General features: G+C 68.1%; 17 protein-coding genes. 9 read left to right on the forward strand and 8 right to left on the reverse strand.

The window, feature by feature from the left end; translation table 11 throughout:
• Positions 1–24 precede the first annotated feature (24 nt).
• Positions 25–306 (forward strand): phosphoribosyl-ATP diphosphatase, encoded by a 282-nt coding sequence (locus tag ACFVVI_RS04890; RefSeq protein WP_266290031.1) that lies wholly within the window; start codon positions 25–27, stop codon positions 304–306.
• Positions 307–362: 56 nt separating this feature from the next.
• Entirely contained in the window at positions 363–1,214 is an 852-nt protein-coding gene (gene hisG / locus ACFVVI_RS04895) for an ATP phosphoribosyltransferase (protein ID WP_378627402.1), read from the forward strand.
• 76 nt (positions 1,215–1,290) lie between these two features.
• Here the strand turns inward: hisG and ACFVVI_RS04900 are convergent, their stop codons facing one another.
• Entirely contained in the window at positions 1,291–1,494 is a 204-nt protein-coding gene (locus ACFVVI_RS04900; RefSeq protein WP_378988166.1) for a hypothetical protein, read from the reverse strand.
• 147 nt (positions 1,495–1,641) lie between these two features.
• On the opposite strand from ACFVVI_RS04900, the gene ACFVVI_RS04905 reads away from it, so the two are divergent.
• The 3 genes from ACFVVI_RS04905 (at position 1,642) to ACFVVI_RS04915 (ending at position 3,172) form a co-directional block, all read left to right on the forward strand.
• Positions 1,642–1,776, forward strand: coding sequence for a hypothetical protein (locus tag ACFVVI_RS04905; protein ID WP_378988163.1), 135 nt, complete (start codon positions 1,642–1,644; stop codon positions 1,774–1,776).
• Positions 1,777–1,910: 134 nt separating this feature from the next.
• A complete protein-coding gene (locus ACFVVI_RS04910; RefSeq protein ID WP_266290015.1) occupies positions 1,911–2,045 on the forward strand; it encodes a hypothetical protein in 135 nt (44 codons plus the stop codon).
• The gene (locus ACFVVI_RS04915) at positions 2,045–3,172 is read left to right on the forward strand and encodes a YeiH family protein (protein ID WP_378988160.1); all 1,128 of its coding nucleotides are present in this window, start codon (positions 2,045–2,047) and stop codon (positions 3,170–3,172) included. Before ACFVVI_RS04910 ends, ACFVVI_RS04915 begins: the two co-directional genes overlap by 1 nt.
• A gap of 19 nt (positions 3,173–3,191) precedes the next feature.
• Here the strand turns inward: ACFVVI_RS04915 and ACFVVI_RS04920 are convergent, their stop codons facing one another.
• Entirely contained in the window at positions 3,192–3,593 is a 402-nt protein-coding gene (locus tag ACFVVI_RS04920) for a nuclear transport factor 2 family protein (RefSeq protein WP_358182305.1), read from the reverse strand.
• Between the two features lie 69 nt (positions 3,594–3,662).
• On the reverse strand, positions 3,663–4,562 hold the full coding sequence (locus ACFVVI_RS04925) for a RecB family exonuclease (RefSeq protein WP_378988156.1): 900 nt from the start codon (positions 4,560–4,562) through the stop codon (positions 3,663–3,665).
• Positions 4,563–4,685: 123 nt separating this feature from the next.
• Here ACFVVI_RS04925 and ACFVVI_RS04930 point away from each other — a divergent pair, with 123 nt between their 5' ends.
• Positions 4,686–5,519, forward strand: coding sequence for a tRNA (adenine-N1)-methyltransferase (locus ACFVVI_RS04930; protein ID WP_358121145.1), 834 nt, complete (start codon positions 4,686–4,688; stop codon positions 5,517–5,519).
• Here ACFVVI_RS04930 and ACFVVI_RS04935 read toward each other — a convergent pair whose 3' ends face one another.
• Positions 5,520–6,800, reverse strand: coding sequence for an acyltransferase (locus ACFVVI_RS04935; protein WP_387443269.1), 1,281 nt, complete (start codon positions 6,798–6,800; stop codon positions 5,520–5,522).
• Between the two features lie 194 nt (positions 6,801–6,994).
• Positions 6,995–7,525 carry a hypothetical protein gene (locus ACFVVI_RS04940; protein ID WP_387443271.1) on the reverse strand — a complete coding sequence of 177 codons (531 nt, stop codon included), beginning with the start codon at positions 7,523–7,525 and terminating at the stop codon, positions 6,995–6,997.
• A gap of 187 nt (positions 7,526–7,712) precedes the next feature.
• Here ACFVVI_RS04940 and arc point away from each other — a divergent pair, with 187 nt between their 5' ends.
• The gene (arc, locus tag ACFVVI_RS04945; RefSeq protein WP_056809924.1) at positions 7,713–9,473 is read left to right on the forward strand and encodes a proteasome ATPase; all 1,761 of its coding nucleotides are present in this window, start codon (positions 7,713–7,715) and stop codon (positions 9,471–9,473) included.
• Between the two features lie 297 nt (positions 9,474–9,770).
• Here the strand turns inward: arc and ACFVVI_RS04950 are convergent, their stop codons facing one another.
• Entirely contained in the window at positions 9,771–10,451 is a 681-nt protein-coding gene (locus ACFVVI_RS04950) for a peptidylprolyl isomerase (protein ID WP_387443273.1), read from the reverse strand.
• Between the two features lie 136 nt (positions 10,452–10,587).
• Entirely contained in the window at positions 10,588–11,709 is a 1,122-nt protein-coding gene (locus ACFVVI_RS04955) for a methyltransferase (RefSeq protein WP_387443275.1), read from the reverse strand.
• A gap of 228 nt (positions 11,710–11,937) precedes the next feature.
• On the opposite strand from ACFVVI_RS04955, the gene ACFVVI_RS04960 reads away from it, so the two are divergent.
• Both ACFVVI_RS04960 and ACFVVI_RS04965 read left to right on the forward strand, forming a co-directional pair.
• Positions 11,938–12,573, forward strand: a complete 636-nt coding sequence (locus tag ACFVVI_RS04960) for a TetR/AcrR family transcriptional regulator (RefSeq protein WP_387443278.1) — start codon at positions 11,938–11,940, stop codon at positions 12,571–12,573.
• Positions 12,570–14,075 (forward strand): ArnT family glycosyltransferase, encoded by a 1,506-nt coding sequence (locus ACFVVI_RS04965; RefSeq protein ID WP_387443280.1) that lies wholly within the window; start codon positions 12,570–12,572, stop codon positions 14,073–14,075. The genes ACFVVI_RS04960 and ACFVVI_RS04965 overlap by 4 nt, the downstream gene beginning before the upstream one ends.
• A gap of 124 nt (positions 14,076–14,199) precedes the next feature.
• Here ACFVVI_RS04965 and ACFVVI_RS04970 read toward each other — a convergent pair whose 3' ends face one another.
• On the reverse strand, positions 14,200–15,594 hold the full coding sequence (locus ACFVVI_RS04970) for a PLP-dependent aminotransferase family protein (RefSeq protein ID WP_387443282.1): 1,395 nt from the start codon (positions 15,592–15,594) through the stop codon (positions 14,200–14,202).
• Positions 15,595–15,601 lie beyond the last annotated feature (7 nt).

Genomic DNA, 15,601 nt, shown 5'->3' on the forward strand with positions numbered 1-15,601 from the left:
GCCGGGAAAACCGCTGGGTCGGGTATGAAACAATCTCTACTCGTGAAGAACTTCGAATCCCTGTTCGCCGAGCTGACCGAGCGTGCCCAGACCCGTCCCGAGGGCTCTGGCACCGTGGCCGCGCTGGACGCAGGCGTTCATTTCCAGGGCAAGAAGGTCCTGGAGGAGGCAGGCGAGATCTGGCTGGCCGCCGAGCACGAGAGCGATGAAGCGCTCGCCGAGGAGATCTCCCAGCTGCTGTACTGGCTCCAGGTGATGATGCTGGGTCGCGGGCTGAAGCTCGAGGACGTGTACCGACATCTGTGACGGCTGATCCGTCCCGATCGACACGTTTCTCACTTCCCCGAAAGGACCCCATTCCCATGTTGCGCGTCGCAGTTCCCAACAAGGGTTCGCTGTCGGAAGCCGCCACCTCCATCCTGAGCGAGGCCGGATACCGCAAGCGGACCGATTCCCGCGATCTCACCGTTCTCGATCCCGCGAACCAGGTCGAATTCTTCTTCCTGCGTCCCAAGGACATCGCCATCTACGTCGGCTCCGGTGAGCTCGACCTCGGCATCACCGGCCGCGATCTGGCGCTGGACTCCGGGTCCCCGGTGAGCGAGCGGCTCTCGCTCGGTTTCGGCCGCTCCAGCTTCCGCTACGCGGCCCCCGCCGGCGAGGACTGGAAGGTCGAGGATCTGGCGGGCAAGCGCATCGCCACCTCCTACCCGAACCTGGTCCGCGCCGACCTTGCCCGCTTCGGCATCGACGCCGAGGTGATCCGCCTCGACGGCGCGGTCGAGATCTCGATCCAGCTCGGTGTCGCCGACGCCATCGCCGACGTCGTCGGATCCGGGCGCACCCTGCGTCAGCACAACCTGGTCGCGTTCGGCGAGTCCCTGTGCGATTCCGAAGGCGTCCTCATCGAACGCACCGGGTCCGACCGCGACGACCGCGCCCGCAATCAGCTCATCAACCGCATCCAGGGCGTCGTCTTCGCCCAGCAGTACCTGATGCTCGACTACGACTGCCCCAAGTCGCTGTTCGACCAGGCCGTCGCGATCACCCCCGGGCTGGAGTCACCGACGGTCTCGCCGCTGACCGATCCCGAGTGGGTCGCCGTGCGCGCGCTCGTTCCCCGCAAGCAGGGCAACGAACTGATGGACCGCCTCGCCGACCTCGGCGCCAAGGCCATCCTCGCCACCGACATCCGCTCCTGCCGGGCTTTCTGAGCCCTGACGACCGGAGGCCCCTCACCTGTGTTCATCCAGGTGGGGGGCTTTCGTGCAGGTGGAGCTGTCGGCGTTCCTACTTCGCCGACAGACTCTCGAGCGCCTCACGAATGAAGCACAACGGGCAGATCGGGTCGAACGGCGCCGTCGGGTAACCGCCGATCACCGGTTGCGCAATCCGCGGCCCCGCTGACGTCTCGGCCGATGCCACGGTCGGGTAGATCCCGATCGACACCGCGACAGCCGCGACGGCCACGGCTCTGGACATGGTGCGATTCATCTGTCTCCTCAGCTCGATGGATGACAACCCGCGACGGCGGTGCACCGACAGGTCGCTACCGAGGGGATTCCCCTACGGACCGAGGGTAGTCGTGGTCGCATCGACCCCGCGATGGATACCCGCCGCGAGTAGGCTGGAATCGCAGATTTGTCCGGACAATCAGTGATCGGGGCGAACATGTCGAACAAGAACGAGCACGAAGAGAAGATCGAGAAGGAGCAGGTCGAGCGCGAAGAGGAACGCCGCCGCCTGCAAGAAGAAGAGGATCGTCGCCTGCAGTAGGCCTGCCCCTCGTACATCATGTCACCGATCATTCGGTCAGCGGCGAGATCCGCTCAGGCTGAACGCAATCGGTGTGCCCTCGCGATTCCGTTGCTACCTTGCGTTTTCTCGATGAGGAACAGCAAGGAGTCACCGTGTCGCAGACACAGCCCGAGCCTCGGCCGGGCAGCGCATTCAGCTGGAACGAAGACTGGTTGGCTACCGTCGTCGGGCTCGTCCTGATCGGTCTGGTACTGGTCGGCGCGATCCCCGACTGGCTGGTGCCGTGATGGGGGAGACCGGGACGACGTCGGAAACCGCGGCGTTGCAGGCGAATGCGCGGCCTGCGGTGCGCGACATCGTGGCCGGGATCGTGCTGGTGCTGGCGCTGGGCGCGTTGACGCGGTTCTTCGACACCCATGTTCCGCAGTGGGCCGCGGATACACCCTTCAAGCGGGTCGCGAAGACGGTCGAGTATCCGGTGTACGCGATCGCGATCGGGTTGATCGGCAATGTGGTGCTGAGCAAGATCGGCCTGCGGGACCGGCTTTCGGCCGGTTTCCGGACCGAGTTCTTCATCAAGACCGGGGTGGTGCTGCTCGGCGCTTCGATCAATCTGAAGATCCTGGTGACGGCGGCCGCTCCGTCGATCGTGCAGGCGCTGGCGTTGATCACCATCGTCTTCGGGTTCACCTGGTGGCTGGGCGGGGTGCTCGGTCTCGACGACAAGTTGCGGGCGCTGCTGTCGTCGGCGGTGTCGATCTGCGGGGTGAGCGCGGCCATCGCGGCGGCGGGTGCGGTGCAGGCACGACGCGAGCAGATCGCCTACGCGGCGTCGCTGGTGATCATCTTCGCGCTGCCGTCGATCTTCCTGTTGCCTTGGCTCGCTGATGTTTTCGGACTTTCCGATGCGGTGGCAGGCGCGTGGATCGGTGGCAATATCGACACCACGGCCGCGGTGGCTGCCGCGGGTGCGCTGGCGGGTGAGCAGTCGTTGCAGATCGCGACGATCGTCAAGACCACGCAGAACGCACTCATCGGTCTCGTGGCGATCGCGCTCACCGCCTGGTTCGCGTTCCGCGTGGATCGTACCGAGGGCGCCGCTCGTCCGAGCCTCGGCGAATTCTGGGCCAGGTTCCCGAAATTCGTGCTCGGGTTCATCGCCGCCTCGATCATCGGCACGCTGTATCTGCAGTCGGTCGACAAGAAGACCGGCGCCGCGCACATCGCCGTCATCAACGACCTGCGCACCTGGTTCCTGATCCTGGCCTTCGTCTCCATCGGTCTGGAGTTCTCGCTGCGCGGGCTGCGCGAAGCCGGGTGGCGGCCGATCGTGGTCTTCGGATCGGCGGCGGTCGTGAATCTCGCTGTCGGCCTGGGTCTTTCGGTGCTGCTGTTCCGCGACTTCGCGGTCTGAGTGCCCGCCGCGGGCAGCCTCAGGAATCAGCCCGGCTGCTCGCGGTCGCCTCGGCCTTGATCTGTTCGAACTGCGCGCCCATCCGCGCGGCCAGTGCGGTCGCGGCCGACAGCGGACGGACCATCACCATCAGTTCGTCGATCTTGCCGTCCTCGTCGAGGTGGACGAAATCGCACCCGGTGAGTTGCTTGCCGTCCACGGTGGCCTCGAACACCAGGGCGTGATCGCGCCCTTCGCCGATCTCGCGCACGTAGCGGAAGTCTTCGAAGACGCGGATCACCGCGCGCAAGATGGCCGCGGTGATGGCCTTGCCGGGATAGGGCTGGAAGGCGACGGGGCTGGTGAAGACCACATTCTCGGCCAGCAATGCCTCGATGGCCGCTTCGTCTCGTGCTTCGACCGCCGTGCGGAAAGGATGCATCTGTCAGCTCACCTCATATTCAACGAGTTGCATAGGGTGTGCGCAGCTTAACCCGGACAGTGGGTGCGGTCATACGTCTTCGGGGAGACGTTCTGTCACCAGGTCGGCAGGGGCCGGGGCCTGGACCGGCCAGCCCGGATAGGGCGGTGGCGTGCCGCCGTACTCGGGGCACAGGGGCTTGAAGTCACAGAACTTGCACATCGAGTTGCGAGTGGGCGGGAAGTCCCCGGTTCGGCCCGCGTCGATGATGGCTTGCCACAGCGCGGTGAGGATGCGCTGGAAGCGGTCCAGTTCCTCGCGCTCGGGTGTGTAGGTGAGAATGTTCTTGTCGGCCAGATAGATCAGGCGCAGCTGGGCCGGGACGATGTCGCGGGTGCGCAGGATCATCAGCGCGTAGAACTTGAGCTGGAACAGCGCTCGCGCTTCGTGCAGGGGGCCGGGGGAGCGACCGGTCTTGTAGTCGACAACGCGCAGCAGGCCGTTGGGCGCCACGTCGATGCGGTCGACGAAACCGCGCAGCGGAATATCGCCGTCGAGGTCGACCTCGACCCGTTCCTCGAGCGCGTGCGGCTCGAATCGGCGCGGGTCCTCGAGCTCGTAATAGCTCGCGACCAGCGTGCGCACTTCGTCGAACAGCGCCTGCGGACCACCCTCGGCGACGAGCTCGTCCACCCCGTCGCGCTCCGCGCGCACACGCTCCCACGCCCCCGGCACCAACTCGGCCGCCCGTGCCGGCTGACGCTCGGCCGCGGGCAACCCGAACAGATCTTCCAGTACCGCGTGCACCACGGTCCCGCGCACTGCCGCTCGCGACGGCGGTTCCGGCACCCGATCGATCGCCCGCAACCGGTACTTCAGCGGACACTGCTTGAAATCGCTTGCCCGCGAAGGCGACAACGCCGGACGCGACCGATGCACCGGCGCGTCGGCGGTGTCGTCGGTCAGGGGCACGGACAAGGGCGCTGACATGTTTCGCAGGTTAACCGCACACACCGACACGATCGCGCGTCCGCCGCGAAATAGCTGACCCGTCGATCGCGCAAACCGCGGCGCCTGGCAGGCTGACAGGTCCATTCGAAGAACGGGAGATCAATGACGGCCAGACGAACCGGTCCATTCGCTATCGGGGACCGCGTGCAGCTGACCGACGGTAAGGGACGCCTCTTCACCGTGGTGCTCGAGGAGGGTAAGGAATTCCATACCCATCGCGGCGGCATCAAGCACGACGACCTCATCGGCAACGACGAGGGCACCGTGGTGAAGTCGGTCAACGGCACCCCGTATCTGGCCCTTCGCCCGCTGCTCACCGACTACGTGCTGTCGATGCCGCGCGGCGCCGCGGTGATCTACCCCAAGGACGCCGCCCAGATCGTGCACGAGGGCGATGTGTTCCCGGGCGCGCGGGTGCTGGAAGCCGGCGCCGGCTCGGGTGCGCTGACCTGCTCGCTGCTGCGCGCGGTCGGCCCCGAGGGTGAGGTGATCTCCTACGAGATCCGCGACGACCACGCCGAGCACGCCGTCCGCAACGTGGAGACCTTCTTCGGCGAGCGGCCGGCGAACTGGTCGATCACGATCGCCGACGTGGCGCAGTACGAGGGCCCGCAGGTCGATCGCGTCGTGCTCGACATGCTGGCGCCGTGGGACGCGTTGCCCGCGGTGTCGAAGGCGCTGGTTCCCGGTGGGGTGCTGGTGGTGTACGTCGCCACCGTCACCCAGCTGTCCAAGGTGGTCGAGGCGCTGCGTGAGCAGGAATGCTGGACCGAACCTCGCTCGTGGGAGTCGATGGTGCGTGGCTGGCACGTCGTCGGCCTGGCCGTGCGCCCGGAGCATCGCATGCAGGGCCATACCGCGTTCCTGGTGAGCGCGCGGCGGCTGGCCGAGGGCACTGTCACGCCCAAGCCGCAGCGGCGTCCGTCCAAGGGCTGATCACGCGCGGGTGAGCAGGCGGGCGGCGAGCAATGCGGCCGCCGCGCCTGCGAACCAGAGCCCACCGTCTGCGGTGAGGCCCCATCGGGTGGCTTGCAGGATCGCGATCCCGGCGGCGATCACGGTCAGCACGGTGGCGGCCGAGCGGACGCCCCGCACTGCCGCGACCGGACCGTCCCACCAGCGCAGCGGTGTGTTCTCGAGGCCACGCAGGCCGAGGAACAGCGCGCCGGTGAGTGCGGCGGTCGCGGTGAGCTGCACTGCCGTGAGCAGCCAGAATCCGGATTCGGTGGGTGCGGCGCGGTCGGCGCCCGCCAGGTGGCTGAGTACGAGCACGGTGAGCAGGGCGGGCATGTGCCACAGGTACAGCGTCATGGCCCCGGTGTTGCCGATGACGGTCGACCACCAGACGCGCGGGCGGGCGGCGAGACGGCGCAGCCAGGGCGCCACGGCGACGGCGGCGCAGCACAGCATCACCGCGTGCCCGGCCAGCAGCAGCGAGGGCGGCGCCAGATTCGACAGCCGTTGGCCCGGCACGGTGACCATGCTCACCTCGTACGGGCCGACCAGGACCAAGAGCACGTCGACGACCAGAACCGCCGCGGCCAGCACCGCTGCGGTCCGCCGGCGCAGCAGGCCACGCAGATACCCGATCCCGAGCACCGCGGGCACCAGCCAGACGACCATGTTGAGGTAGCCGAGCTCGCTCGGCCCGCCGGTGAGCCGCACCGCGTCGACGATCGCCGTGCCTGTCACGATCACCGCGACCGCGGCGAACATCCGGCCACCGCTGGTGATCAGCGCCGCGAGCGACGGCACGATCGCCAGCACCGCCAGGTACGTGCCGAGAAACCACAGCAGCTGCACGCTCGTCACCGCGAGCGGACGATGCCACCCCGGCGCGAGCACCAGATCGGCCACCACCAGCAGCGCCACCGAGGCGGCCACGAAGTAGCCGAGCGGCCGGACCAGCCGCTGGGTGCGCCGGAAAAGCCAAGCGCCCCATGATGTCCCCGGCCCGATGCCGCGCGCACCCGCGGCCACGCCCGCGAAGAAGAACAGCGGAAGCACCTGCAGAACCCAGGTGAGCGGGCGCAGCATCGGCAGATCGGCGAGCACATTGCCGAAACGCACCTCGGTGCCCGACACCGTCACGGTCAGCATCAGGCAGTGACCGGCGACGACCACCACCAGCGACGAGATCCGCAGCAGATCCAGGAACCGGTCCCGATCGGCCGGGGTGTTCGCGGCCACCACCGCGACACTGGGAACAACGCTCATGCCAGAGACCATCGCAGAATTCGCGCCACGGACACAGCGCGGAACTACCCCGGTCGCTGAGTGGAACTACGCGGGCGTGGACCGCAGGTCGGTGGCAATCGATCCAGCCCGGGTGATCTTGCGGCCTGCGTGCGGTGCACAGCGACGGTACGGCCGGGGCGGTACTCGCGGGCCGTCCGGGCCGTGCCGATCGGTCAGGCGGGCGTGCAGGGAGCCTGGGCGAAGCCGAGCAGCAGGCAGCCGCTGGCGTCGGAGAGCTTCCACGTGCCGCCCTCCTGCTGCCAGGTGACCGGGAACGCGGGCGCCGTGCCGTGCGGAGAGGTGATCGTCACATCGGCGGTGGCGGTGTCACCACTGGTCGCGACGTTGTCGACGGCGAAGGTCAGGGTGTAGCCGGCGAGCATGCCGTTCATCTGATCGATGTTGGACTTGTGCGCGTCGCCGTTGACGATCAGTTTCGCCTTGTCGTCGGTGGATACTCCGGGATCGGCGAACTTGATCAGCGTCGCCTTCAGGGAATCGGCGGTGGGTGCCGCGGCGTTGTCACCCGAAGGTGCCGGAGTTGCCGAAACGCTGGACGGAGCGGCCGCGATACTGGTACTGCTCGTGGTGGCATTCGTCGTGGAATCGTCGGAATCGCCGCAACCGGTCAGTCCGACGGTGACGGCGAGCGCCGCAGCGGCGGCGGCGACGGTGACACGGATCGTGCGGGGAGGAAGGAGCATGGACAGCAACCTTTCGACTCGTTGGGCGAGTGCCCCGTACGGGGTGTTAGGGGAGCCTAACAGGTGCAAATGTGTGGTTGATGTCGTACCGACCGTACAAGATGTGATCACGACGAAACCATGTCGGAAAGCGAGAACGGACCGCGCCCGGTAGCGTTGATAGACCGGGACTGGGAGGAGCAGCATCATGAGCCCCAACGAGAATTCGGATTCGGCGGCCTGGCGAGAGCTCGAGGCGGTACGCGCCGAGTCGGCTGCTCTTCGCAGGCAACTCGCCGATTCGCCGGATCGCGCACGCGAATTGGAAGCCAGGATCGATTCGCTGACCATCCGCAACGGCAAGTTGATGGACACGCTCAAAGAAGCGCGCCAGCAGCTGATCGCGTTGCGCGAGGAAGTCGATCGTCTCGGCCAGCCGCCGAGCGGATACGGCATCGTCATCCACGCCTACGAGGATCAGACGGTCGACGTCTTCACCTCCGGGCGCAAGATGCGCCTCACCTGCTCGCCCAACATCGACGCCGACGCACTGGAATACGGCCAGACCGTGCGCCTCAACGAGGCACTCACCGTCGTCGAGGCCGGAAATTTCGACGCCATCGGCGAAATCGGCACGCTGCGTGAGATTCTCGACGACGGCAGGCGCGCCCTCGTGGTCGGCCACGCCGACGAAGAGCGGGTGGTGTGGCTGTCGGGTCCGCTGTCCAAGATCGCCGAATACGACGACATGGCCGACCCCGATTCGCCGATTCGCAAACTGCGCCCGGGTGATTCGCTGCTGGTCGACACCAAGGCGGGCTTCGCGTTCGAGCGCGTTCCCAAGGCCGAGGTCGAAGACCTTGTGCTGGAAGAGGTTCCCGACGTCGACTACACCGACATCGGTGGCCTGGGCCGCCAGATCGAGCAGATCCGCGACGCGGTGGAACTGCCGTTCCTGCACAAGGATCTGTTCCGCGAGTACGCGCTTCGCCCGCCCAAGGGTGTGCTGCTCTACGGTCCGCCCGGCTGCGGTAAGACGCTGATCGCCAAGGCGGTGGCCAACTCCCTCGCCAAGAAGATCGCCGAATCGCGTGGTCAGGATGCCAAGGAAGCCAAGTCGTTCTTCCTCAACATCAAGGGCCCCGAGCTGCTCAACAAGTTCGTCGGCGAGACCGAGCGCCACATCCGCATCATCTTCCAGCGGGCACGCGAGAAGGCCTCCGAGGGCACCCCGGTGATCGTGTTCTTCGACGAGATGGACTCGATCTTCCGCACCCGCGGTTCCGGTGTCTCCTCCGATGTGGAGACCACCGTTGTGCCGCAGCTGCTTTCGGAGATCGACGGTGTGGAGGGTCTCGAGAACGTCATCGTGATCGGCGCGTCCAACCGCGAGGACATGATCGACCCCGCGATCCTGCGGCCGGGCCGTCTCGATGTGAAGATCAAGATCGAGCGTCCCGACGCGGAATCGGCGCAGGACATCTTCTCGAAGTACCTCACCGAGACGCTGCCGCTGCACGAGAGCGATCTGCGCGAGTTCGACGGCGACAAGCAGGCGTGCGTCGAGGCGATGATCGAGAAGGTCGTCGAGCGGATGTACGCCGAGAGCGACGACAACCGGTTCCTGGAGGTCACCTACGCCAACGGTGACAAGGAGGTCCTGTACTTCAAGGACTTCAACTCCGGCGCGATGATCCAGAACATCGTGGACCGGGCGAAGAAGTACGCGATCAAGTCGGTGCTCGACACGGGTAACCCGGGTCTGCGGATCCAGCACCTGTTCGACTCGATCGTCGACGAGTTCGCCGAGAACGAGGACCTGCCCAACACCACCAATCCCGATGACTGGGCCCGGATCTCGGGCAAGAAGGGTGAGCGGATCGTCTACATCCGCACGCTCGTCACGGGCAAGAACGCCTCGGCCAGCCGGGCGATCGACACCGAGTCCAACACCGGTCAGTACCTGTAGTCACGAGCCGCGAAGGCCGCGTCCCGGTGGGGCGCGGCCTTCGCGTTTCTGTGCACTTTTTTTCACCGAAACGCTGCGCGGCGGCAAGTGAATAGGGCACGCTTCACTTGTTCGTTTCACCTGATGAGGACTTACGAGGAGCGTTGTCATGGCCGGTTCCGCCGCTGAATTGCTGACCGAGATCATCCTGCAGACCATCCAGAACCTGTTCAGTTCGATCAGCGCCGGCTGATCGAACCAGCCTGCTGCGACGAGGGCCGCGTCTCCCGATTCGGGAGGCGCGGCCCTCGTCGCGGATCAGCCCTGTGTGGTGGTCACGGCGTTGAAGACCACATCGGCCACCGGGGTGCCGTCGGCGCCGCCACCCGCGACACCGGCGTTGGCGACGTTGGTCAGCGCGTCCAGGCCCTCGGTGATGGTGCCGAAGGGGGTGTAGTTCGGCGGCAGCTGGGTGTCGCGGTAGACCAGGAAGAACTGGCTGCCGTTGGTACCGGGGCCCGCGTTGGCCATCGCGACGGTGCCCGCCGGGTAGACCGCGCCCGCGAGGTTCTCGTCGGTGAACTTGTAGCCGGGGCCGCCCATGCCGGTGGCGGTGGGATCGCCGCACTGGAGCACGAAGATGCCCTGGGTGGTGAGCCGGTGGCAGCGGGTGTGGTCGAAGTAGCCCTCGCTCGCGAGGAAGGCGAACGAGTTCACCGTGCGCGGGGCAGCAGCGGCATCGAGCGCGATCGTGACTGCGCCGCAGGTGGTGTCGAGGGTGGCGGTGTGGCTCGCCGCGGTGTCGATGGTGAGTGCCGGTTCGGTGGGCCACTGCTTGCCGTTGGGCTGACCCGCCGCGGCGGGTGCGCAGCCGGGGATCACTGCCTGCCGCATCGGTGCGGTCTGCGCGGCGGGGGCGAGTGCCACCAGGGCGGCCGCGGCGATGCCGACGCCGACGAGCGCGCGAATGAAGGGTCGGTCCTGCGAAATGCTGGTCACCTTGGCGGGATCTCCTCGAGAGCGGTGCTGCCGGACGATGTACCGCGCATCCTGCCAGTCGCAGCGGCTCGCGTGGGGACAGACCACCGGATCCGGTCCGCTCGTCGTGTGATCGACACAGAATCCTGTGCTTTCGCTAGCGAGTCCGCAACCGCCACAGCGTGGTCGTCTCGGCGGTGCGGGCCGCGGCGAGGGGGTCGTCGCGATCGGTCGCGCGCGGATGGCGCGGCCGCGTGGTGAGCTTGCCGAGCACGGACAGGCCCGCGTCGTCGAGCAGGCGGGGGATGTGGTCGGGCGGGCGCAGGCCGAGCAGTTCGGCGAGGTCGGACAGCACCAGCCAGCCCTCGCCGTGGGGGGTGAGGTGCGCGCGCAGGTCGCGGACGAATTCGGTGAGCATCGACTGATCCTGGTCGTAGACACCGCGTTCCAGGTCCGACGTCGGTACGCCGGGCAGCCAGGGCGGATTGCACACCACGAGATCGGCGCGGCCGGGCGGGTACAGGGTGGGTCCGGTCACGGCGATCGTCCGGCCGAAGCCGAACCGTTCGGCGTTGTCCTTCGCGCACCGCAACGCCCGCGGGTTGATGTCGGTGGCGACGATCTCGGGGACGCCGCGGGTGGCGAGCAGCGCGGCCAGCACGCCCGTGCCGGTACCGAGATCGAACGCGGTGCGGATCTCGGGATCCAGTGGCGCGTCGGCGACGAGATCGACGTATTCGCTTCGGGTGGGCGAGAACACGCCGTATCCGGGGTACACCCGCGCTCCGAGCGCGGGGACTTCGACACCCTGCTGCTGCCACCGGTAGGCGCTCACCACACCGAGGAGCTCGGTGAAGGCGACCACGCGTTCGGCGTCCGCCGGACCGTACGCCGCCTCGCACGCCGCCGCCACGTCGGGAGCCCGGCGCAGATCGAGCTCGTAGCCCTTGCTCAGCCGGATCAGGAGACTGCCGAGAATGCCCGCCCGGGTGCGCCTTCGGATTCGCTCGTGTTCGTAGAGCGCGCCGAGATCACCGCCTGCGGGCTTCTTCGCCGGCTTGCGATCGGCGCGCCGGCCCAGCGCTTGTAACAGTTGGCGACCATTGTTGTAATCGCCCTGCCACAGCAGTGCCTCACCGGCCCTGATGCGGCGATACGCGTGATCGGCCGAGAGCCGGTCGTCGGCGGTGGTGACGGTGCGCGGCGCGGGTGCGCCGTTCTCCGAATGCCAGACGGCGGTGTGCTGACTGTGCTCTTCGGTCCATGCGATGGTGGACACGGGCTCTCCCGGTGATCGACGGTGCTGGTGACTCGGGTGCATCGACGCGATGCCCGACGCCGAGGTCGGTCGCTAGCGCGCCGGGATGCGACCGATTGCGTCGTCGAGGGCCGTGTCGAGCGTCACCACTGCTGCCTTTCCGCGGGAGGGATTCCTCATTCTGCCGCATCGGCCCAGGCTGACGTCATCTAGGGCGCTTTTTCAGGTCGTTCGTGCTAAATTCTGACCATGCGGCCAGAAAACAAGCCGGATGGGCAACAGCGCTCGTTCATCGAGGAGGCGCGACGGCGGCAGATCATCGCCGCCACCGTCGAGGTCGTATCGGAACTCGGGTACGCCAACGCCTCTCTGGCCCGGATCGCCGAGCGTGCCGGGATCTCCAAGGGGGTGATCTCCTACCATTTCGACGGCAAAGACGAGCTGATGTCGCAAGTCGTCACCCAGCTCTACGTCTCGGGATCGGAGTTCATGGCGCCGATTCTCACCGCGGCGATCGCCGACGGCTACCGGGCGGCTCTGCACGCCTACCTGTCGTCGAATCTGCAATTCATCGACGACAACAAGAGTTACGTGGCCGCCGTCGGCGATATCGTGCTCAACGTGCGCGGCCCGGACGGCACGCTGCGATTCGACACCGCCGACGGTGAGCGGGAGATCATCGCCCCGCTGGCCGCGGCGCTGGCCGAGGGGCAGCGCACCGGTGAGTTCGGTGACTTCGATCCGAGCGTGCTCGCGCGGCTGATCCGCGATTCGATCGACGGCGTCGCCGTCCGGGCGGTGCGAGATCCCGATTTCGATGTGCGCCGGTATCGCACGCACCTCATCCGGATGTACGACGCGGTGACCAGGAAGGACGACCGATGACGACTACTGCGGTATCCACGGAACCCGATGTGGCGCGGGAGGTTCCGTCGTTCGCCACGCTCGGCGTCGGTGCGATCGCACTGGTGGCCTCGATCGGTTTGTTCGCGGTGCTCGGGCAGTACGGATTCTTCGGCGACGAGTTGTACTTCCTCGCGGCGGGCGGCCATCACCTGGCGGTCAGCTACGCCGACCAGGGCCCGCTGGTGCCGCTGATCGCCCGGTCGATGGATTGGCTCGCACCGGGTTCGCTGGTGGCACTGCGACTTCCGGCTCTGGTGGTCACCGTGGCCGGCATCGTGCTCGCCGCGGCGATCGCACGGGAGCTCGGGGGCGGGCGGGGCGCGCAGCTGATCAGCGCGGCCGCCTACGCGACGTCACCGTTCCTGTTCGTGCAGGGCAGTCAGCTCTCGACCAACGCGATCGACGGGCCGCTGTGGGTGCTCATCACCTGGCTGCTCGTGCGCTGGGTGCGGACTCGCGCCGATGCGTTGCTGATCTGGGCCGGCATCGTCACCGCGATCGACATGCAGGTCAAATGGCTCATCCCGTTCTTCTGGATCTGCGTCGGAATCAGCGTGCTCGTCTACGGGCCCCGTGAGCTGGTGCGCAGGCCCGCGCTGTGGATCGGCGCCGCGATCACCGCGGTCGCGATGGTGCCCAGCCTGCTGTGGCAGGCGGCGAACGGATGGCCACAGCTCGCGATGGGCGGCGTGGTCAGTGCCGAGCAGGAGATGATCGGCGGGCGGTTGATCTTCGTGCCGGTCGCACTGCTCGCGGCCGGACTGCTCGGCGCGATCCTGCTGGTCTACGGCACGATCCGGTTGTTCCGTGCGGAATCGCTTCGCCCCTACCGGTTCTTCGGGCTGGTGGTCGTGCTGCTCGTGGTCGCGTTCGTGGCGACCGGCGGGCGGCCCTACTACGCCGTCGGCATCTATCCGATCGCGATGGCGGCCGGGGCGGTCGGGCTGGTCGAGGCGAGGGCCACGTGGCAGCGGATCGCCGCGGTTCCGGTGATTGGGCTCTCGGTCGCGCTCGCCGCGTGGTCGCTGCCCTGGCAGCCGGAGTCCTCGATCCCGCCGAGCACCGGTGGCGCGGACCTGCTGCTGCACGGCAAGTTCGGCTGGTCCGACCTGGCCGCGTCCACCGACCTCGCGTACCGGACACTGTCACCGGCCGAGCGCGCGCACGCGGTGATCGTCGCCGAATCCTATTGGCAAGCAGGGGCACTCGAGACCTATCGGCAGCAGTACGGCTGGCCCGCGGTGTACAGCCCGAGTCGTGGGTACGGCTATCTCGGCACTCCACCGGATTCGGCGTCCACGGTGGTCTATGTCGGCGCGCAGCACGAGGAGTTGCGCGCGCACTTCGGATCGGTGACGCCGATCGGCCGGGCCGACGCCCGGCTCGGCTATGCGGGTGCCACCCGTGATGTGACGATCTGGCGCTGCGAACTGCCGGTGCGACCGTGGTCGCAACTGTGGACCGACCTGCGTGAGATGTAGCGCCACAACGTGACCGCGCACGGCCGCCCGTCGGAAGCGGTGGACGGAGTGGGCCGACGCTCGCCGGCCGGCGGGCCCAGCCCCGCCCCCACCAGGCCGTCGCCGCGCCAGGCGTGATCAGCGTTCAGGATCTGCGGATGCGGCGGTAGGTCGGGGTGGCGGTCGCCGCGGCGGCGAGCTCGGCGGCGAGCCAGGCGATGTCGGTGTCGCCGAGTGCGCCCAGCGTCAGGCGCAGATGGTCGCCGGCAGGCTGCTCGCCCGCTTCGAACGGGCCGCCCGGCGCGGCCTTGATGCCCGCGGCGGCGAGGCTGATCATCGCGGCGTTCTCGTCGGAGACCGGGAGCCAGACATTGATGCCGTCGCCCGCGGCCACGACGACATCGTGGCGGGCCAGCGCGCGGCGCAGAACGGTGGCGCGCCTGCGGTATTCGAGGCGCGCGCCCGCGACGGCGGCGCGCGCCCCGGCATCGTGGAGCATCGTCAACAGCACGCGCTGTAGTAGCCGGCTGGACCACCCGGGCCCGAGCATCCGGCGTTCGACCACCGGATCCAGCAGTGCCGCGGGCCCACCCGCGACGGCCAGCCGCAGATCGGCGCCGTGGGACTTGGAATAAGAGCGGATGTAGACCCCGCGATCGGGGAATCGCGCGGCCAGGGAGCGCAGCGGGGTGGTCGCGATGCCCGCGGAGTGGTCGTCCTCGATGATCAGCGCGGGGTACGAGCGCAGTATCGCCGCCAGTTCGCGGACTCTGGCCGCGCCGAGGGAGGCGCCGGTCGGGTTGTGGGCGCGCGGTTGCAGGATCACCGCGCGCGGCGCCGGTCCGTCGAACGCGCGCGCGAATTCCTCGGGCCGGAAGCCGGATTCGTCGAGGCGGACGGCGATCGGGCGCGCGCCGAGGCGGGCGAGCAAATCGAGAAACGGCGGGAAGCACGGATCCTCGACGATCACCGGGTCACCGAAGCGCACGTGCGCGGCGAGGAGCCGGTCCACCGCGTCGAGGGCGCCGTCGAGGACGGTCAGCCGTTCGCACGGCCACGGCCAGTCGGCACGCAGCGCCTCGGCGAGTGCGGGCAGCACCGCCTCGCCGAGATAGTGCGCCGAGAGATCGCCCGGCGCGGTATCGCGCGAGAGCGCGTGCAGGGCGGCGGCCAGGTCGGGCAGCAGCGCCGGATCGGGGGTGCCGTGCGACAGGTCGACGCGAAAGGCGTTGTCGGAGTGCGAGTGCAGGCGCTGATACCGTCCGATCGGCGTCTGCAGTCTCTCGCCGACGAACGTGCCCGCCCGCCCGCGCGCGGTGATCGCGCCGGTCGCGGCCAGCGCGCGCCAGGCCTGGCTGACGGTGGCGGGGGACACCCGGAGTTCGCGGGCCACCTCGCGCACGGTGGGCAGCCGGGTACCGGGAGCGAGTGCGCCCGAGCGGATGCGGCGACCGATCGCGGCGGCGATCCCGGCGGCGGTTCGTTCGTCGAGGTCCCCGGCGAAGTCCGCGGGCAGTGCGGTCGGCGAGGCTTCGGTCATGGACTCA

It is taken from the genome of Nocardia sp. NPDC058114 (assembly GCF_042884695.1).
Taxonomy (GTDB): Bacteria; Actinomycetota; Actinomycetes; order Mycobacteriales; family Mycobacteriaceae; genus Nocardia.

Bases quoted from the DNA above. Each gene is read 5' to 3' on its own strand.
- ACFVVI_RS04890 (WP_266290031.1), top strand. From the start codon at position 25: ATGAAACAATCTCTACTCGTGAAGAACTTCGAATCCCTGTTCGCCGAG.
- hisG (WP_378627402.1), top strand. From the start codon at position 363: ATGTTGCGCGTCGCAGTTCCCAACAAGGGTTCGCTGTCGGAAGCCGCC.
- ACFVVI_RS04900 (WP_378988166.1), bottom strand. From the start codon at position 1,494: ATGAATCGCACCATGTCCAGAGCCGTGGCCGTCGCGGCTGTCGCGGTG.
- ACFVVI_RS04915 (WP_378988160.1), top strand. From the start codon at position 2,045: ATGGGGGAGACCGGGACGACGTCGGAAACCGCGGCGTTGCAGGCGAAT.
- ACFVVI_RS04920 (WP_358182305.1), bottom strand. From the start codon at position 3,593: ATGCATCCTTTCCGCACGGCGGTCGAAGCACGAGACGAAGCGGCCATC.
- ACFVVI_RS04925 (WP_378988156.1), bottom strand. From the start codon at position 4,562: ATGTCAGCGCCCTTGTCCGTGCCCCTGACCGACGACACCGCCGACGCG.
- ACFVVI_RS04930 (WP_358121145.1), top strand. From the start codon at position 4,686: ATGACGGCCAGACGAACCGGTCCATTCGCTATCGGGGACCGCGTGCAG.
- ACFVVI_RS04935 (WP_387443269.1), bottom strand. From the start codon at position 6,800: ATGAGCGTTGTTCCCAGTGTCGCGGTGGTGGCCGCGAACACCCCGGCC.
- ACFVVI_RS04940 (WP_387443271.1), bottom strand. From the start codon at position 7,525: ATGCTCCTTCCTCCCCGCACGATCCGTGTCACCGTCGCCGCCGCCGCT.
- arc (WP_056809924.1), top strand. From the start codon at position 7,713: ATGAGCCCCAACGAGAATTCGGATTCGGCGGCCTGGCGAGAGCTCGAG.
- ACFVVI_RS04960 (WP_387443278.1), top strand. From the start codon at position 11,938: ATGCGGCCAGAAAACAAGCCGGATGGGCAACAGCGCTCGTTCATCGAG.
- ACFVVI_RS04965 (WP_387443280.1), top strand. From the start codon at position 12,570: ATGACGACTACTGCGGTATCCACGGAACCCGATGTGGCGCGGGAGGTT.
- ACFVVI_RS04970 (WP_387443282.1), bottom strand. From the start codon at position 15,594: ATGACCGAAGCCTCGCCGACCGCACTGCCCGCGGACTTCGCCGGGGAC.